Annotated in this window: 17 protein-coding genes; 14 read left to right on the forward strand and 3 right to left on the reverse strand. The window is 63.2% G+C overall.

Annotated features, from left to right (window positions below):
* Positions 1-62 precede the first annotated feature (62 nt).
* Complete coding sequence (locus AC1DVN_RS26740; protein ID WP_477994410.1) at positions 63-983, reverse strand: NADP-dependent oxidoreductase; 921 nt, start codon at positions 981-983, stop codon at positions 63-65.
* 92 nt (positions 984-1,075) lie between these two features.
* Here AC1DVN_RS26740 and AC1DVN_RS26745 point away from each other — a divergent pair, with 92 nt between their 5' ends.
* The 3 genes from AC1DVN_RS26745 (at position 1,076) to AC1DVN_RS26755 (ending at position 5,561) form a co-directional block, all read left to right on the forward strand.
* Positions 1,076-3,892, forward strand: coding sequence for a DEAD/DEAH box helicase (locus AC1DVN_RS26745; protein WP_477994411.1), 2,817 nt, complete (start codon positions 1,076-1,078; stop codon positions 3,890-3,892).
* Entirely contained in the window at positions 3,889-4,662 is a 774-nt protein-coding gene (locus AC1DVN_RS26750; RefSeq protein WP_477994412.1) for an SWIM zinc finger family protein, read from the forward strand. Before AC1DVN_RS26745 ends, AC1DVN_RS26750 begins: the two co-directional genes overlap by 4 nt.
* Before the next feature lie 149 nt (positions 4,663-4,811).
* On the forward strand, positions 4,812-5,561 hold the full coding sequence (locus AC1DVN_RS26755; protein ID WP_019749216.1) for a GntR family transcriptional regulator: 750 nt from the start codon (positions 4,812-4,814) through the stop codon (positions 5,559-5,561).
* Here AC1DVN_RS26755 and AC1DVN_RS26760 read toward each other — a convergent pair.
* Together AC1DVN_RS26760 and AC1DVN_RS26765 are read right to left on the reverse strand one after the other, a co-directional pair.
* Positions 5,449-5,934 (reverse strand): PTS sugar transporter subunit IIA, encoded by a 486-nt coding sequence (locus tag AC1DVN_RS26760; protein WP_477994413.1) that lies wholly within the window; start codon positions 5,932-5,934, stop codon positions 5,449-5,451. The two genes, AC1DVN_RS26755 and AC1DVN_RS26760, sit on opposite strands and share 113 nt — an antisense overlap.
* On the reverse strand, positions 5,931-6,161 hold the full coding sequence (locus AC1DVN_RS26765; RefSeq protein WP_003941324.1) for a PTS sugar transporter subunit IIB: 231 nt from the start codon (positions 6,159-6,161) through the stop codon (positions 5,931-5,933). The genes AC1DVN_RS26760 and AC1DVN_RS26765 overlap by 4 nt, the downstream gene beginning before the upstream one ends.
* A 327-nt stretch (positions 6,162-6,488) precedes the next feature.
* Between AC1DVN_RS26765 and AC1DVN_RS26770 the strand changes: the two genes are divergently transcribed.
* From AC1DVN_RS26770 to AC1DVN_RS26820, 11 genes are all read left to right on the forward strand, one after another.
* Positions 6,489-7,832, forward strand: a complete 1,344-nt coding sequence (locus AC1DVN_RS26770) for a PTS transporter subunit EIIC (protein WP_019749213.1) — start codon at positions 6,489-6,491, stop codon at positions 7,830-7,832.
* A 2-nt stretch (positions 7,833-7,834) separates the two neighbouring features.
* Complete coding sequence (locus AC1DVN_RS26775; protein WP_019749212.1) at positions 7,835-8,104, forward strand: HPr family phosphocarrier protein; 270 nt, start codon at positions 7,835-7,837, stop codon at positions 8,102-8,104.
* Positions 8,104-9,777: a phosphoenolpyruvate--protein phosphotransferase gene (gene ptsP, locus AC1DVN_RS26780; RefSeq protein ID WP_477994414.1), complete on the forward strand. Its 1,674-nt coding sequence runs from the start codon at positions 8,104-8,106 to the stop codon at positions 9,775-9,777. Before AC1DVN_RS26775 ends, ptsP begins: the two co-directional genes overlap by 1 nt.
* Positions 9,774-11,015, forward strand: a complete 1,242-nt coding sequence (locus AC1DVN_RS26785; RefSeq protein ID WP_477994415.1) for an N-acetylglucosamine-6-phosphate deacetylase — start codon at positions 9,774-9,776, stop codon at positions 11,013-11,015. The genes ptsP and AC1DVN_RS26785 overlap by 4 nt, the downstream gene beginning before the upstream one ends.
* Entirely contained in the window at positions 11,003-11,782 is a 780-nt protein-coding gene (gene nagB / locus AC1DVN_RS26790) for a glucosamine-6-phosphate deaminase (RefSeq protein ID WP_477994416.1), read from the forward strand. Before AC1DVN_RS26785 ends, nagB begins: the two co-directional genes overlap by 13 nt.
* Position 11,783: 1 nt before the next feature.
* Positions 11,784-12,506, forward strand: coding sequence for a copper homeostasis protein CutC (locus tag AC1DVN_RS26795; protein ID WP_020970067.1), 723 nt, complete (start codon positions 11,784-11,786; stop codon positions 12,504-12,506).
* A 103-nt stretch (positions 12,507-12,609) separates the two neighbouring features.
* Positions 12,610-14,127, forward strand: coding sequence for a CoA-acylating methylmalonate-semialdehyde dehydrogenase (locus AC1DVN_RS26800; protein ID WP_003941275.1), 1,518 nt, complete (start codon positions 12,610-12,612; stop codon positions 14,125-14,127).
* Positions 14,128-14,141: 14 nt separating this feature from the next.
* Positions 14,142-15,302: an isobutyryl-CoA dehydrogenase gene (locus tag AC1DVN_RS26805; RefSeq protein ID WP_007726145.1), complete on the forward strand. Its 1,161-nt coding sequence runs from the start codon at positions 14,142-14,144 to the stop codon at positions 15,300-15,302.
* Complete coding sequence (locus AC1DVN_RS26810) at positions 15,299-16,357, forward strand: enoyl-CoA hydratase/isomerase family protein (RefSeq protein ID WP_019749206.1); 1,059 nt, start codon at positions 15,299-15,301, stop codon at positions 16,355-16,357. Before AC1DVN_RS26805 ends, AC1DVN_RS26810 begins: the two co-directional genes overlap by 4 nt.
* A 23-nt stretch (positions 16,358-16,380) precedes the next feature.
* Positions 16,381-17,274, forward strand: coding sequence for a 3-hydroxyisobutyrate dehydrogenase (gene mmsB, locus AC1DVN_RS26815; RefSeq protein ID WP_003941308.1), 894 nt, complete (start codon positions 16,381-16,383; stop codon positions 17,272-17,274).
* Positions 17,274-18,050, forward strand: a complete 777-nt coding sequence (locus AC1DVN_RS26820; RefSeq protein WP_003941374.1) for an enoyl-CoA hydratase — start codon at positions 17,274-17,276, stop codon at positions 18,048-18,050. The genes mmsB and AC1DVN_RS26820 overlap by 1 nt, the downstream gene beginning before the upstream one ends.
* Positions 18,051-18,129: the final 79 nt, after the last annotated feature.

An 18,129-nucleotide genomic window follows, 5' to 3' on the forward strand; every position in this document is an offset into this window, starting at 1 on the left:
TAGACGGTGATTCAACGCCGCCCGTCGTAGACCGTGATTGAACCATCGGGGGCCGACAGAAATCAGCCGAACTCGATCACCACTTTGCCGGCTGCATGGCCGTCTTCGACTGCAGCGAGCGCTTCCCCAGCGCGGGAGAATGGGTAACGGCCGGACACGGACGGGTCGAGGGTCCCGTCGGCCACGAGCGCCGCGACCTCCGTGAATACTGCTGTAGTTCTTCGGCGTTCGACACCGCCGCCGCCGAGTCGGCTCGCCGCCAGAGGATCGGCGATGCTCAGGATCGGCGCGTCCGGTCGGGCGAGCTCAGCGCCGCGAGTGAGAGTGTCCCCGCCGACCAGGTCGAAAACCGCGTCCACTCCGTCTGGGTACAACGCGGACACTTCGCCTGCGAAGGCGTCTCCCGACGCAACCCACCGTGCTCCCGCGCCCTCGATCGAGGTTCGCTTGGACTCACTCGCGACGCCGATGACGTCGATGCCGCGAGACACCGCAAGCGCGGTCGTGCTTCGACCAACGCCGCCGCCGGCGCCGAGGAGCAGGAGTGTTGCCCCGGGTTTCAGACCGAGATCGGGGAGTGCGTCGTAGGCCGTTCCCGCCGCAACCGTCAGCACCGCGGCATCGGCCCAGGACACGGTCGGCGGCTTGTGTGCTGTCGAGGAGACGTTGAGCAATGTTGACGCGGCGTAGCCGCCGAAGCCGGTAGCGGTAGCGCCGAACACTTCGTCGCCGACCTCGAACTCGGTGACCCGCGGACCTACTCCGATGACAACACCGGACACTTCGCGGCCCAGAACCGCAGGCAGCGTCACCGGGACAGTATCTTTTCGAGTACCCGCGCGAACTTTCCAGTCAGCTGGGTTGACGCCCGCCGCTCGGACCGACACCAGCAGTTGGCCGGCACCCGGTGGGGGCAGGGTGACGTCGAAGTAGGACTGTGTGTCGGGTCCGCCGTACTCGGTGAAGCCGTATGCCGTCGTCATGACTGCCAGCCTATTGCCCAGCCAGATCGGAAGGACGGTCCGGAAGGGTGGTGACGAAGAGCGGTGTCGGTGGCACCTGATTGGATGGTCGGATGCTGCATGGACTCTGGTCACCGGGATCGGGGCTCAAACTGTGGGTCGACGGGCACGACGGTGCCGGAACCGACGATCCGCGAGATCCGGTCAGTGCTGTCCTGCATCGTAAGTTCCGTCATCGTGTGAATGTCGCTATGCCGCCCGTGCCTGGCGGGCCTTTGCAGAGTGAGTACGCAGCTGTTGCGTTGGCGCCGCCGGACGCAGTCGATCTCCTGCTGCGGTTCAAGGCCGACGACCAGCGAATCGCGGGAGACCTGCACTTTCTCGTGCACGTGGCGCGAGGGATCGACCGTTGGGTGCGCGCCGGCCGGGTGGTGCCGGCGCTGACGCGAGCCGAGGGTAGTTGGTGGCCGCGGTGGCAGTTGTCGGTGGGGGAACGCCAGCGCGCCTGGATCGGCGAATTGGTAGTGGCCATGCCGCCGGTGCAGCGGGCGGTCGGCTCGCCGAGGGCGACGATCGAAGACATCACGAACGAACTCACGGACCCGATCGTCCGTCGTGTTCTCGGTGGCACGCCTCCGGTGGTGCAGACCCCGCTGTGGCAGGCCGTGTTGTCCGGGGACGCTTTCGACGACGTGTCGGTACGAGCGGCCGAGGGACTCGCCGAATGGGGGTCGACGTTCACCGCCGGAGAGCCGGACCTGGTTCTGCGGCTGATCGAGCCTGAACTCGACGACAATTCCGATCCGGACGACGATGCGCTGTGGCGTCTGCAAGTGTGTTTGCGTCCCGAAGGTGAAGCGCCCGAACGTGTTCGACTGCACCGGGCAGATCCCAAACGTATCCAGCTCGGCAGCCGCAAACTCGAAGAGGCGATCAAGGCTTACCCACGTTTTCGCGACGTGCCGCGCGACGAGGACAGTCTCGACCTGTTGCTGCCCACTCCTGTCGTGATGGACCTGGTCGGACACGGCGCGATAGTCCTGCGAGAGCGAGGGATCACGCTGCTGCTTCCGCGTGCCTGGAACGTGGTGTCTCCATCCCTGCGTGTGCGGGTGACCTCGGCGGCGTCTCCGATCGTTGCGGAGAATCGTACGGTCGGTATGGACCAATTGCTGGAATACGATTGGGAATTGGCGCTCGGAGACAAGGTACTGACCGCCGAGGAAATGACCCGACTGGTCGATGCGAAGTCCGATCTGGTCCAGTTGCGCGGCGAGTGGGTTCAGGCGGACAAAGACGTCCTGGCCCGCGCGGCTCGTTTTGTCAGTCAGCGGCATTCGAGCGGGGACCGAGCGATTGTCGATCTGATCAAGGATTTGATCGCCGACGACCTCAAAGACCTGCCGGTCGAGGAAGTGAAGGCAACCGGATGGGCTTCGGCACTGCTCGACCAGTCGGTAGCTCCGCGGCAGGTCGCGGTACCGTCGACGGTCAACGCGACTTTGCGTCCGTATCAACGACGCGGTCTCGACTGGTTGGCGTACATGAGTGCCCTCGGGCTCGGCGCGGTACTGGCCGACGACATGGGTCTGGGTAAGACGCTGCAACTGTTGGCGTTACTTGCGCACGAGAAGTCCAAGACAGCAACACTTTTGGTGTGCCCGATGTCGGTCGTGGGAAACTGGCAGCGTGAAGCGGCGCGATTTGTGCCGAGCCTGCGCGTCTACGTTCATCACGGTTCGGATCGCGCTACCGGGGCGGAGTTGGAACAGGCAGTTCGTGAGAGTGATCTGGTGATCACCACCTACGCGCTCATGACCCGCGACGTCGCGGCGCTCAAGGATCTCGACTGGCGGCGCGTGGTGCTTGACGAAGCTCAACACATCAAGAACGCCAAGACATCTCAGGCCCGCGCTGCTCGCAGCATTCCTGCGGACCATCGCGTTGCTCTGACCGGAACGCCGGTGGAGAACCGGCTGGACGAGTTGCGGTCCATCCTCGATTTTGCCAATCGCGGGGTACTCGGCTCTGAGCAGATGTTCCGCAAACGGTTTGTCGTGCCGATCGAGCGGGAAAAAGATCAACTTGCCGTCTCGAGACTGCGAGCCGTCACGTCCCCCTTTGTGCTGCGACGGGTCAAGACCGATCCCTCCGTGATCGCGGATCTCCCGGAGAAGTTGGAGATGACGGTTCGAGCGAATCTCAGTGAGGAACAGGCGGCGTTGTACCGCGCCGTGGTGGACGAGATGATGGCGCAGATCAAGGGAACGGAAGGGATGAAGCGCAAAGGCGCCGTCCTGTCTGCGCTGACCAAACTCAAACAGGTGTGCAATCATCCGGCGCACTTCCTGCGCGACGGTTCGCCGGTGATGCGCCGCGGGCAACACCGTTCGGGAAAACTTGGCCTGGTCGAAGATATCGTCGAGTCGGTCACGGCCGACGACGAGAAGGTTCTGTTGTTCACACAGTTTCGTGAGTTCGGGGAATTAGTGGTGCCGTACCTGGCCGACCGGTTCACCACCGAGGTTCCGTTTCTCCACGGCGGAGTGTCCAAGGCTGGGCGCGACGCGATGGTCGAGGGATTCCAAGGCGCAGACGGTCCGCCCATCATGGTGCTCTCGCTCAAGGCCGGCGGCACGGGTCTGAATCTCACAGCGGCCAACCATGTCGTTCATCTCGACAGATGGTGGAACCCGGCGGTTGAGAACCAGGCGACGGACCGTGTCTTCCGCATCGGTCAGAGAAAGAACGTGCAGGTCCGCAAGATGGTGTGTGTCGGAACTTTGGAAGAGCGAATCGACACGATGATCGCGAGTAAAAGTGAACTCGCCGAACTTGCAGTCGGGACCGGTGAGAACTGGGTGACGGAGATGAGCGTCGAACAATTGGACGAGTTGTTGCGACTCGGCGACGACGCGGTGGGCGAATGAATCCGCGCGGCAAAGGCCCCGATTTCAGCGAATACACCGGGCCCCGGCGGCGGGCACCCGCGCCGGTCAAGCCTCGTCCAGCGTTCGGGAGAACGTTCTGGGGCAAGGCTTTTGTCCGCGTCGTCGAAGAGATCGGCGACAAACCTCGTGTCACGCGTGGGCGAACGTATGCGCGTTCGGGTCAGGTTTTGGCGCTCGACATCGAACCGGGAGTGGTGACGGCCGAGGTTCAGGGCAGCCAACTTCAACCTTTCGTTTCCACGCTCTCGATCGACACTCTTGATCAATCGGATATCGACGACATCATCACCAAGATCCGCCGAGTGCCGGGAAGCCTTGCCGCGCTGGTGTCCGGCACTGTCCCGGACATGCTTGCTGCCCAAATGATACCGGACGGCCCGTCGGCTTTCCGTTTCGACTGCACCTGCCCCGATGTCGGCTGGCCGTGCAAACACGCTGCGGCCGTGGCGTTCTTGACTGCCGAGCGAATCGACACCGATCCGCTGAGGTTGCTGAGACTTCGCGGGGTCGACCTGGAGCAGTTGATCGGGGGAGTGGAGGACGAGTCGACTGTTCCGGTAGACGTCGAGAATTGGTTCGGAATCGCGGCTGCCCTCCCCGCGCTACCGAAGGTGCAATTTCGACCGGCGATAGACGATCTGGATATCCGCCGTCTGCGTGAGGCGGTTGCGGCACTGGGATTGGACATGGCTCAGCAGAACGTCGCCTTGGACGAAATACGGTCCATCTACCGACGGTTGGACGGTTGAAATCGGACAACTCCGGACTGATGCTAGTTTCCTACCGTGAATTCCAGTATCGTTAATTGGACCGGTCCGGTCGGGACCTGCCCGCGATTTCAGATCGTTATCGTCGGCGAATAGACGACTATTCATTTCTCGGAGGGACAGTCGCTGTGATGCCCGTTCATTTGCGCGACAGCGCAATACCCAAACATGAGCAGTTGCGCACCATTCTCCTGCGCAAGTGCACCCAAGAACTCCAGCCTGGCGACTTGATGACCAGCGAGCGAAACCTGATGCAGGACTACGGCGTCAGTCGGATCACTGTTCGCGAGGCCATCGGCCAGTTGGTCAATGACGGACACCTCGTGCGTGTGCGTGGCAAGGGCACCTTTGTCGCGCACCGCGCTGTCCAGTCCAAGCTGCACCTTGCGTCGTTCACCGAGGAGATGAGGGCCCAGGGGCATCACCCCACCACAGTGGTCCTGGTCAGTGAGCAGGGGCCGGTCCCCGAAAGCACTGCTGCCGCACTGAATATGAGACCGGGTTCCGAGGGGTATCACGTCAAGCGCTTGCGCCTCGCCGACGGCGAGCCGGTGAGTGTGGACGACGGCTGGTTCAATCCGGAACTGTTGCCTGGTCTACTCGACATGGACTTGACGGGTTCGATCTACCGGGCGACCGCTGACAAGTACGACAAGCCGATCGACCGGGCAGAGCAGACTGTCAGTGCAGATGGTGCCAGTACGGAGATCGCGACTCTCCTCGGCACTCGTAAAGGCGCTCCGGTTCTGTACTTCGATCGAGTGTCGTTCAGTGAGATAGCACCGGTCGAACACACTCGCAGTTGGTACCGATCCGACCGCTACCAGTTGCAGATGGAAGTCCAGGGCCAGGCGCGGCCCAAAACGCGCGGCGACCAATAGCCATCGTTCGAAACGAAAGGGCGAGCACACCTTCCGGTGTGCTGTGCGCTGGATCGAAGCTGACAATGGGATCACCCGCATCGACGGTGTCACCCTCGGCGGCGATGAGCGTGAATCCGTCGCCTTCGAGCTTGACCGTGTCGATGCCGATATGGACCAGCACACCGGTGGCCTTCTCGCCGAAGATCACAAACGCGTGGGGGTGAAGTTTCAGGATCTTTCCGCTGATCGGCGCCACGACCGTGAGCGGGCCTTGACCGCGGGCGGGTTCGATCGCGACGCCCGAGCCGACCATCTGCTGAGCGAACACCGGGTCCGGGACGTCCGCGAGTGCGACGACCCGGCCGGGCAGCGGGGCGAGGACGACCGTCACAGGATGTCCTCGATGTCCTCGGCAAGGGTGTCGGCCTCGGGCCCGACGATGACCTGGACAACCGTTCCGGCTTTGAGCACGCCGTGTGCGCCGGCAGCCTTGAGAGCGGACTCGTTCACCTTCGCTCCGTCCTTGACCTCGGTACGCAGGCGGGTGATGCAAGCCTCGATCTCGACGATGTTCTCTGCGCCGCCGAGGCCCTTGATGATTGCTTCCGCTTTCGACATTTGCTGCTCCTGATTGTCGGGTTGGTCGTGATCGTTGAACGGTCGTACAGGTGGGCTGACTAGTTGCTGGTCAAGGCTATCCCGGTTACGTATGTCACATTTGGGTGTTGACAACTCGCCTCCACCAGGTAAAACTACAACTGGTTATGACCGGACAGTACCCGTTGGAAGTCCGGCTCCACAACAGTTTCGACAAAACGGTTTTGCCCTCACTTCCGAGCATGAACCGTGACCTGCATTTTCACGAAACCTGCACGTGCACGACACCCGAATTTCCAGAACCAGCGGCCGATCGCGACGCGGCCCGGCGAACGAAGAAGGTCCTTGATGACTCTCGAAGACACCCCGAAGAAGGAATCGAAAGTGTTCGCCGGGGTTCAACGCCTCGGCCGAAGCTTGATGCTTCCGATCGCCGTTCTGCCGGCTGCGGGAATCTTGCTGCGCCTAGGCCAGGACGACCTGCTCGGGCGATTCAGTTCGATGCACAGTGCTGCTGCAGTGATCTCTGCGGCAGGACAAGCAGTCTTCACGTGGCTGCCGCTGATCTTCGCCGTCGGTATCGCGATCGGCTGGGCCAAGAAGGCCGACGGCTCGACTGCCTTGGCAGCCGTCGTCGGCTACATGGTGATCGACGGAGTGTTCAAGGCGATGTCGCCCATCGTCCTCGAAGGGAAGACCGACCCGAACGGGGATCAATCACTGATCAACTACGGTGTGCTCGCCGGCATCGTGATGGGCTTGCTGTCGGCGATCTTGTGGCAGCGGTTCTATCGAACGAAGCTTCCCGATTATCTCGGATTCTTCAACGGGCGCAGGCTCGTTCCCATTCTGACAGCGATCACCGGTCTCGTCGTCGGTGTCCTGATGGCATTCGTGTACCCGTTGTTCAACTCCGGATTGAACTGGGTCGGTGAAGCAGTTGCTTCCAATACCGTTGTGGGCGGCGGCATTTACGGCGCAGCGAACCGCCTCTTGATCCCCACCGGCTTGCATCACATCTTGAACTCCGCCGTGTGGTTCCTGATCGGCGACTACCAGGACGCGAGCGGGCAGATCGTTCGCGGCGACCTCAACCGGTTCTTCGCAGGCGACCCATCCGCCGGCACGTTCATGACCGGCTTCTTCCCGATCATGATGTTCGCCCTCCCCGCTGCAGCCTTCGCAATCTGGCGCAACGCCAAGCCTTCTCAGAAGAAGCTCGTCGGCGGCATCATGCTCTCCACCGGCCTGACCGCTTTCCTCACCGGTATCACCGAGCCCCTCGAATTTTCCTTCATGTTCGTTGCGTGGCCGCTGTACGTCATCCACTCGCTCCTGACCGGAACGTCGATGGCCTTGGTCAATGCGCTGGGGATTCACGACGGATTCACGTTCTCCGCAGGCTTCTTCGACTACGTGTTGAACTTCGGCAAGGCAACCAACGCGTGGATGTTGATCCCGATCGGACTCGGCTACGCAGTGATCTACTACTTCCTTTTCAGCTTCGTCATCAAGAAGTGGAATCTGCGCACGCCGGGACGAGAAGAAGAGGTCGAGGTGGCCGCAGGTGAGCCCGACGCCGCGCTGCTCGAGGCCGAACTGGCACTGGCTGCCGAAGGTGACAGCCGCACCGACGCCCCGCTCGTCGCCGAACTGGAAAACAAGCTCGACAAGGAACTGGGAGGACGCTGATCATGGCGATCGCAACCACGACAATCGGATCCCGAGTCGGGCTCCACGCACGACCCGCAGCGCTCTTCGCGCGCGCCGCGGCCGACCTGCCGGTCGACGTCACCATCTCGCTGGGCGACGGCGAACCCGTCGACGCCTCCAGCATGTTGTCTGTCATGACTCTCGGAGCCGCATTCGGGGATTCGGTGACGTTGCGTGCTGACGGTGACGGCGCCGATGCTGCGGTCGGTTCGCTCGCAGAGCTTCTCGCCTCCGAACTGGACGAAGCCTGATGACGGCGAGTGTGGACAACCGCATCGCGGGTATCGGAGTGAGCGCGGGTTCGGTCTGTGCGCCGTGGTTGCGATTCTCCACGCCTGAGCCGACTTCGGCGTCGGACCCGATCACCGGCAGTCCCGAGGCGGAGCTGATCAGGATCCGTGAGGCACTGGACGCCGTCGCGGAGGAACTGCTCTCGCGTGCAAAGACAGTCGAGGGCGTGTCGGCGGAGATCCTGACGACCTCGGCTGCGATGGCGCGCGATGCGGGCATCGTGAGGGCGGCCAAGGCGAACCTGGAATCGGGGCTGCCGACCGCACACGCCGTCGCAGTTGCCTTCGACGCATTCTGTGAAAAGCTCACGGCGCTCGGTGGGTACATGGCCGAGCGGGCAACGGATTTGCGCGATCTCGGGCAGCGAGCCGTGGCCGTTCTTCGCGGGGAACCGATGCCAGGAATCCCCGCTCCCGGTCATCCGTACATCCTGGTGGCGCGCGACCTCGCTCCGGCAGATACAGCGACGTTGGGCAACAGTGACGTGGTCGGATTGTTGACTGCCGAAGGAGGTCCGACCAGCCACACCGCAATCTTGGCGAAGTCGCTCGGAATCCCGGCCGTGGTCAACTGCTCGGGAACCGATCTGCTGGCGGAGGGAAAACTCCTCATCCTCGACGGCACCACCGGGACGGTCACCATCGATCCCTCGGCAGAAATGCGCGAGCGCGCTGTCCTCGAAGCATCGTTCGTGGCAGAGCAGTCAGCTTCGGCACATGGTCCAGGACGCACGCGTGACGGGTTCGCGGTGAGGTTGTCGGCCAACATCGGAACCCTCGAGGACGCCGCGCGGGCCGGGGCGGCGGATTGTGAGGGCGTCGGACTGTTCCGTACCGAATTCTCGTATCTCGGGCGCCACGACGCACCTTCGGTGGAGGAGCAAGCGCAGATGTATGCGTCGGTGCTCGGGCACTTCGCCGGACAGAAGGTGGTGGTCCGCACTCTCGATTCGGGTTCGGACAAGCCGTTGCCGTTTCTCGATCTCGGGGTCGAGGAGAATCCGGCCCTTGGTGTCCGCGGGCTCCGTGTCGGCACGGTCTATCCCGACACCCTCATCAGTCAGCTCGACGCCCTCGCGGCGGCAGGCAACGCGACGGGCGCCGATCTGTGGGTGATGGCGCCGATGGTAGCCACTGCCGACGAGGCGAAAGACTTTGCAGAACTTGCGCGTTCGCGGGGGATCGGCAAGGTCGGAGCAATGATCGAGATTCCAGCTGCAGCGTTGCGAGCGAAGGATATCCTCGAGCACCTCGATTTTGTCAGTATCGGCACCAACGATCTGAGCCAGTACACCTGCGCCGTGGATCGTATGGCCGGAGGCCTGGCGCAACTGCTCGATCCGTGGCAGCCGGCGGTCCTCGATCTGATCGCGATGGTCGGTCAGGCGGGCGCCGACGCCGGGAAACCTGTTGGTGTGTGCGGAGAATCCGCGTCGGACCCGCTGTTGGCTCCGGTTCTGGTCGGTTTGGGCGTGACGAGTCTGTCGATGTCGGTCCCGGCATTGGGCGCAGTTCGCGCGCAACTGGCCTCTCTCGATCTGGCGGTGTGCAAGGACATGGCCGCTGCGGCGCGGGGCGCGCGAAACCCGCTCGAGGGTAGAGCAGCTGTCGCGCGGATTCGCGAGTCAGCATGAGTACATCAGGCTCGGCTGCTGCCGGCGATCCGCTCGTACTGCGGGGAACGGTGATCGGATCTCCGATCGGCAAGATTCACGACGGAGTTGTGGTCGCGGACGGTGAGAAGATCAGCTGGGTCGGCTCGGCTGCGGACTACGTGGCGTCCGCACCGGTCGTCGTCATTCCGGAACGCACCGACACGGTGATCATGCCCGGCCTGATCGATGTCCACAGCCACGGCGCAGCTGGTGCTGGTTTCCCGAACACCGACGCCGATGGTGCGAGCCTCGCTGCGGCGCACCATTGTGAGCACGGCACGACCGGAATGCTGGCCAGCCTGGTCTCTGCACCGCGCGCAGATCTGGTGCGACAAGCAACGATGCTCGCCGATCTGGTCGAACGCGGAGAACTTCTGGGTATCCACCTCGAGGGGCCGTTCATCAACGGCGTTCGCTGCGGTGCCCAGGATCCGGCGGCGATCGTGCCCGGCGATCCGGACCTTCTCGAAGCCGTCTGTGACGCTGCGCGGGGGACCGTGCGGTCCATGACCTTGGCGCCCGAGACCGAGAACTTCGAAGAGTTGCTCGCGATCATGCGTCGTCGCAACATCGTGCCGAGTTTCGGTCACACCGATGCGGATGCGGCAACGACATCGGCGCGCATCGATGCTGCGGTGCACGGGGATTGGGCCGGACAGATCAGCGCAACCCACCTCTTCAACGGGATGCCGCCCCTGCACCATCGATCTCCGGGTCCCGTCGCGGCGTGCCTGGCGGCTGCCGCGAGAGGCGAGATGGTGGTGGAACTGATCGCAGACGGTGTGCATCTTGCGCCCGAGACCGTGTCGATGGTCTTCGACGCTGTCGGACCGGACCAGATCGCCTTGGTCAGCGATTCGATGGCCGCGGCCGGAATGGACGACGGCGACTACCAACTCGGTGCGCTCGACGTCACGGTTGCCGAGGGAGTGGCAAGACTCGCGACCACTGACGGCAGTTCCGGTGCCATCGCCGGAGGGACTGCAAGATTGCTCGACGTGCTTCGCAGCACTGTCTTCGACGGCGGGGTCGCGCTGGAAGACGCTGTCGCAGCGGCAACTCGGAGCCCTGCGCGTCTGCTGGGGCTTGGCGACCTGATCGGATCGCTGGCCGTGGGCTGCCGAGCCGACATCGTGGTCACCGATCGTCACTTGCGCCTGGGGCGTGTACTACTCGGCGGAAAAGCCGCCGGAAAGGAACAATCATGGAAATCGTAATTCAGCCGACACCCGCGGAGGTCGACTCGACCGTCGCGGACATCGTCGAAGGCTACGTCAGAGCCGGGGCGACGACGCTTGGGCTTGCAACGGGGTCGTCGCCGATCGGAACCTATAGTGAACTGGCAGCGAGGCATCGCGATGCCGAACTCGACTTCTCGCTGGCTCGGGCGTTTCTGCTCGACGAGTACCTGGGATTGCCGAAACGCCATCCGCAGTCGTACTACTCGGTGATTCGGTCGGAGTTCGTCGATCACGTCAATCTGGATCCGGCGATGGTGTCGAGTCCCAACGGTGAAGCACCGTGCCCGGAGAAAGAGATCGCACGATACGACCAGAGCATCGCGGCGGCCGGGGGAGTGGACGTGCAGTTGCTCGGCATCGGCACCGACGGTCACATCGGCTTCAACGAGCCAGGATCGTCGTTGACCTCGAGAACTCGCGTGAAGACGCTGACCGAGCAGACCCGGATCGACAACGCACGGTTCTTCGACGGGGTGGACGACGTCCCACACCATGTGCTCACCCAGGGTCTCGGAACCATCAGCGATGCAAGGCATCTGGTGATGATCGCGACCGGAGAAGGTAAGGCCGATGCGATCGCCGCAGCCGTCGAAGGTCCGTTGTCTGCGTTCTGCCCAGCTTCGGTGATGCAATTGCATCGCCATGTCACCGTCGTGATCGACGAAGCTGCGGCCAGTTCGCTCAAACTTGCCGACTACTACCGGTATGCGCTCGAGCACAAGCCGTCGTGGCAGTCCTTCTGACATGACGGTTCTGGAGCTGGCGGTGCAGGACGTGCGGGGGGCGAGGATCGCACGTTCGGTAGGAGCGACTCGAGTCGAGTTGTGTGCGGCGCTCGGTCCGACGGGGGGATTGACGCCAAGCATTGGAGTGATCGAGGCAGCGTCGGAAGTGGGGATCGCGGTTCACCCGCTGATCCGTCCGCGCGCCGGAGGTTTTGTGTTCTCACCCGACGAAGTGTGGGTGATGGAGCACGACGTACGTGCGGCCGTGGCCGGTGGAGCTTCCGGCATCGTGGTCGGCGCGCTGACAGAAGACAATACGATCGACACCGTCGTGCTGCGTCGCATCATCGGATGCGTGGACCGTGCGAGGGTCGAGGTGACGGTACATCGTGCGATGGACGTGGTGGCCGACCGACTGACCGCGCTGGACGAACTGATCGACCTGGGCGTGACCCGCGTGCTGACGTCCGGGGGTGCGGATACCTGCAGCGAGGGTCTCGACGAGATCGGTCGAATGGTCGAACACGCCGCGGGCCGGATCCAGATCATGGCCGGTGGCGGAATAACCGTCGACGACATCCCGGCAATCGCCGCCGTCGGCGTCGATGCGGTGCATCTCTCGGCACGCAAGGTTGTCGCGGTGTCCGGTGGCCCGGGCGGGGGATCGGACGGATACGACGTCACCGATGCAGTAGTCGCGCAGGAAGCGGCAGCCGCGCTCCGCGCTGTGCGCCTTTATTAACCCCCCGCGGTTAATAAAGGCATGGACATCCAACTATAGGATGGTAGACATATTCACTGCTGCCTCCTGGGCGGTCCATACGAGCAAGGAACGGGTTAGCACAATGGTTGAAAATGCGACAGTTCACGAGTTGACGCACTTCGTCGGTGGCAAGCGTGTTCCCGGGACATCTGATCGATTTGCGGACGTGTTCGATCCCAACACCGGCAAGGTGCAGGCCCGCGTCCCCCTCGCGAGCAAGGCCGAGACCGAAGCCATCATCGCCAATGCCGAAGAGGCGCAGCAGGTGTGGGCAGCATTCAACCCGCAGAAGCGCGCCCGCGTGCTGATGAAGTTCCTGCAGCTCGCTCAGGCCGAGATGGATTCTCTGGCCCGCCTCCTCTCGTCCGAGCACGGCAAGACCGTCGCCGACGCCAAGGGTGACATCCAGCGTGGCCTCGAGGTCATCGAGTTCGCCGTCGGCGCTCCGCACCTGCTCAAGGGTGAATTCACCGAGAGTGCCGGCACCGGCATCGACGTGTACTCCATGCGTCAGCCGCTCGGCGTCGTCGCAGGCATCACGCCCTTCAACTTCCCCGCGATGATCCCGCTGTGGAAGGCCGGCCCCGCCCTCGCCGCCGGTAACGCCTTCATCCTCAAGCCCTCCGAGCGTGACCCCTCCGTCCCGCTGCGACTGGCTGAGCTGTTCCTCGAAGCCGGACTGCCTGCGGGTGTGTTCAACGTGGTCAACGGTGACAAGGAAGTTGTCGACGTCCTGCTCACCGACGATCGCATCAAGGCTGTCGGCTTCGTCGGCTCCACGCCGATCGCTCAGTACATCTACGAGACGGCCGCAGCTCACGGCAAGCGCGCACAGTGCTTCGGTGGCGCCAAGAACCACGCCATCGTCATGCCGGACGCCGACCTCGACGAGGTTGCCGACGCCCTGATCGGTGCAGGCTACGGCAGTGCCGGTGAGCGTTGCATGGCCATCTCGGTTGCCGTTCCCGTCGGCGAGGAGACCGCGGACGCTCTTGTCGCGAAGCTGAAGGAGCGCGTCGCGAAGCTCAAGATCGGTCGCAGTGACGACGAAGGCGTCGATTTCGGACCGCTCGTTTGCCAGGATGCCCTCGACCGCGTCAACAACTACGTGCAGATCGGCATCGACGAAGGCGCAACGGCAGTCGTCGACGGCCGCGGCTTCACCCTCGAAGGCCACGAAGGTGGATTCTTCGCCGGCGCAACCCTGTTCGACAACGTCACCTCGGACATGCGCATCTACAAGGAAGAGATCTTCGGACCTGTCCTTCAGGTGGTCCGCGCTGCCGATTACGAAGAGGCACTGCGTCTTCCGACCGAACATGAGTACGGCAACGGCGTCTCCATCTTCACCCGCGACGGCGACACCGCGCGTGACTTCACCGCTCGCGTCAACGTCGGCATGGTCGGTGTCAACGTGCCGATCCCGGTCCCGATCGCGTACCACACCTTCGGTGGCTGGAAGCGCTCCGGCTTCGGTGACCTGAACCAGCACGGTCCCGACTCCTTCCGCTTCTACACCAAGACCAAGACGGTGACGCAGCGTTGGCCTTCCGGCAAGAAGGAAGAGACCAATCACTTCGTCATCCCCACGATGAACTGATCGGACTACCTTCCATGTTTACTCTGACCGATGACGAGCGGGCGATTCGTGACACTGCCCGCGACTTCGCGGCCGAGCATCTGGCGCCCAACGCAGTGGAGTGGGATCAAACCAAGCATTTCCCGGTGGACGTCCTCCGTAAGGCGGCGTCCCTGGGAATGGGCGGTATCTACATTCGTGAAGACGTGGGCGGCAGTGAGCTGAGTCGCGTCGACGCTGCCCGGATCTTCGAAGAGCTGGCCAAGGGCGATCCGTCGATCGCCGCGTACATCTCCATCCACAACATGGTCACGTGGATGATCGACCAGTTCGGCAACGACGAACAGCGCCACAAGTGGGTCCCCGGACTCTGCTCGATGGATCAACTGGGCAGCTACTGCCTCACCGAACCCGGCGCTGGCTCCGATGCTGCGGGCTTGAGCACCAAGGCCGTTCGTGACGGCGACGACTACATCCTCAACGGCGTCAAGCAGTTCATCTCCGGCGCAGGCACTTCCGACGTGTACGTCGTGATGGCACGCACCGGATCTGCCGGTGCCAAAGGGATCTCGGCGTTCATCGTGCCCAAGGATTCGCCCGGACTGTCGTTCGGTGCCAACGAGGTCAAGATGGGCTGGAACGCGCAGCCCACCCGTCAGGTGATTTTCGAAGACGTGCGAGTTCCTGCCGCCAACATGCTCGGTGAAGAGGGCAGCGGCTTCCGCATCGCTATGAAGGGTCTCAACGGCGGCCGGCTGAACATCGCCGCCTGCTCGGTCGGTGGGGCCCAGGCGGCGCTGGAGAAGGCAGTCGCATATCTGGTGGACCGCAAAGCTTTCGGTTCGGCACTGATCGAGTCGCAGGCCCTGCAGTTCCAGCTCGCCGACATGCGTACCGAACTCGAAGCGGCCAGGACGTTGCTGTGGCGCGCCGCTGCCGCACTCGAAGACGGAGCGTCCGACGTCGTGGAGTTGTGTGCGATGGCCAAGCGCTTTGCCACCGACACCGGGTTCGACGTAGCCAACAAGGCTCTCCAGCTTCACGGCGGGTACGGCTATCTTGCTGAGTACGGGATCGAGAAGATCGTCCGCGATCTTCGGGTTCATCAGATCCTCGAAGGCAGCAACGAGATCATGAGGGTGGTCATCGCGCGAAGCGTGGTCGCATCAGGTCAGGGAAAGCAAGGAGCAGCATGAGCGACGAGCTCGAGGTATTGATCGAAAAGCGTGACGGACTGGGGCTCATCACCCTCAACCGGCCCAAGGCGATCAACGCCCTCAACCACTCGATGGTCAAGGCGATGGCCAAGGCACTCGCGGAATGGAAGTCCGACGACGACGTCAAGGCGGTCGTACTCACGGGCGCCGGCGAGCGTGGTCTGTGCGCCGGCGGCGACATCGTCTCGATCTACCACGACGCCAAGGACGGCAAGACCGGTTCGCTCGATTTCTGGCGTGAGGAGTACATCCTCAATTCCGAGATCGCGAACTACCCGAAGCCGTACGTCGCAATCATGGACGGGATCGTCATGGGCGGCGGCGTCGGAGTGTCCGCACACGGCGACATTCGCATCGTGACCGAGCGCTCGATGATCGGAATGCCCGAGACCGGAATCGGTTTCATCCCTGACGTGGGCGGAACTTACCTGCTCTCGCGTGCTCCCGGTGAACTCGGAACGCACATCGCGCTCACCACGGCGCGACTGAGCGCCGGCGATGCCATCGCAGCAGGCTTCGCGGATCACTTCATCCCGTCGGAGAACATCGAGACGTTCATCGCCGCACTCGCGTCGTCTTCGGTTGCCGACGCCGTGGCGCAGTACGCGGAGCCGGCTCCGGTGTCGGAACTGTTGGCCCAGCAGAGCTGGATCGACGCCGCGTACTCTGCCGACGACGTCTCCACCATCGTCGAGCGTCTTCGAGCGAGTGGAATCCCCGAGGCGGAGAAGGCAGCGGAGCAGATTCTCGGCAAGTCCCCGATTGCACTGTCGGTGACCCTGCGATCCCTGCGACATGCCAAGGAAGCAGCAAGCTTGGAAGAAGTCCTCAACGAGGAGTTCCGGGTCTCGACGGCAGCGCTCGCCTCACACGACCTGGTCGAGGGTATTCGCGCCCAGGTAGTCGAGAAGGACCGAAACCCGAAGTGGTTGCCGGCAACCCTCGAAGATGTCACGGCTGAATCCGTCGATGCCTACTTCGCCCCGCTGGGCGACAACGAGCTCGGACTCACCCCTCAACCGCAAGGCAACTGATCACCGCCGAAGGAGCATCACTAATGAGCACCATTGGATTTATCGGACTCGGTCACATGGGTGGCCCGATGGCGGCCAATCTCGTCAAGGCCGGACACAAGGTCGTCGGTTTCGATCTGGCACCCGCGGCGCTGGAGCAGGCAGTCAAAGACGGTGCATCGGTAGCGGATTCGGCGGTCGATGCCGTTCGCGGTGCCGACGTCGTGATCACGATGCTGCCGAGCGGTAAGCATGTTCTGGGTCTGTACGAAGAGCTGCTGCCGGTGGCAACACCGGGCACGCTGTTCATCGACTGTTCCACCATCGACGTCGCAGACGCCCGCGAGGCACACGACAAGGCCGAAGCGGCCGGTCACCGCAGCGTCGACGCACCGGTCTCCGGTGGAGTCGTCGGGGCTACCGCAGGCACGCTGGCATTCATGGTCGGCGGTTCCGAGGCTGACTTCCAGGCCGCGTCACCGTTGCTGGACGTGATGGGCCGCAAGGTCGTTCACTGCGGCGACGCCGGTGTCGGCCAGGCTGCCAAGATCTGCAACAACATGATCCTCGGCATTTCGATGATCGCGATCAGCGAGGCATTCGTGCTGGGCGAGAAGCTCGGCCTGAGCAACCAGGCGCTCTTCGACGTGGCGTCCAACGCCTCGGGGCAGTGCTGGGCACTGACCACCAACTGCCCGGTACCGGGACCGGTGCCCACCAGCCCGGCCAACAACGACTACCAGCCCGGCTTTGCTGTCGCGCTGATGGACAAGGACCTCGGTCTGGCTGCAAATGCGCTGCGCAACAACGGCGTCGATGCGGAGATCGGGCTCAAGGCCGCGGAACTCTACAGTCGCTTCCACGCCGCGGGCGGTGGCGGTCAGGACTTCTCTGCCATCATCAACGACATCCGTGACCGTTCGACCGAAGGACAGTAGTGACCGACTTCAACACCATCATCCTCGAGCGTAAGGGTCGCGTCGGCGTCATCACGCTCAACCGCCCGAAGGCTCTCAACGCCCTGAACTCCGAGCTGATGAACGAGGTCGTCGCCGCGGTTGCCGACCTCGAAGCGGACAACGGCATCGGAGCCATCCTGATCACCGGTTCCGAGCGCGCCTTCGCCGCCGGCGCCGACATCAAGGAAATGCAGTCCAAGACGTACATGGACGCATACGTCGAAGATTTCTTCACCCCGTGGGACCGCGTCGCAGCCGCTCGTAAGCCGCTGATCGCCGCCGTCTCCGGGTACGCGCTCGGTGGTGGCTGCGAACTGGCGATGCTCTGCGATTTCATCATCGCTTCGGATACCGCGAAGTTCGGCCAGCCCGAGATCAAGCTCGGTGTCATTCCGGGTATCGGTGGCTCACAGCGCCTTACGCGCGCCGTGGGTAAGGCCAAGGCCATGGAGCTGTGCCTGACCGGCCGCAACATGGACGCAGAAGAGGCCGAGCGCGCAGGCCTGGTTGCCCGGATCGTTCCGGCCGCCGATCTGCTCGACGACGCATTGAAGACCGCAACCACCATCGCCGAGATGTCGCTGCCCATCGCGATGATGGCCAAGGAAGCGGTCAACCGTTCCTTCGAGACCACACTCGCCGAGGGCGTCCGCTTCGAGCGTCGGGTGTTCCACTCGACCTTCGCGACGGAGGATCAGAAGGAAGGCATGACCGCGTTCGTGGAGAAGCGGTCCGCCGAGTTCAAGCACCGCTGAAATTCGTTAGCGCTGAACTTTCGAACAGCTGAAACTGCCCTCACACTCGTCGAGAGTGTGAGGGCAGTTTCTTTGTGTG

Source organism: Rhodococcus sp. P4_E4, assembly GCF_056401575.1.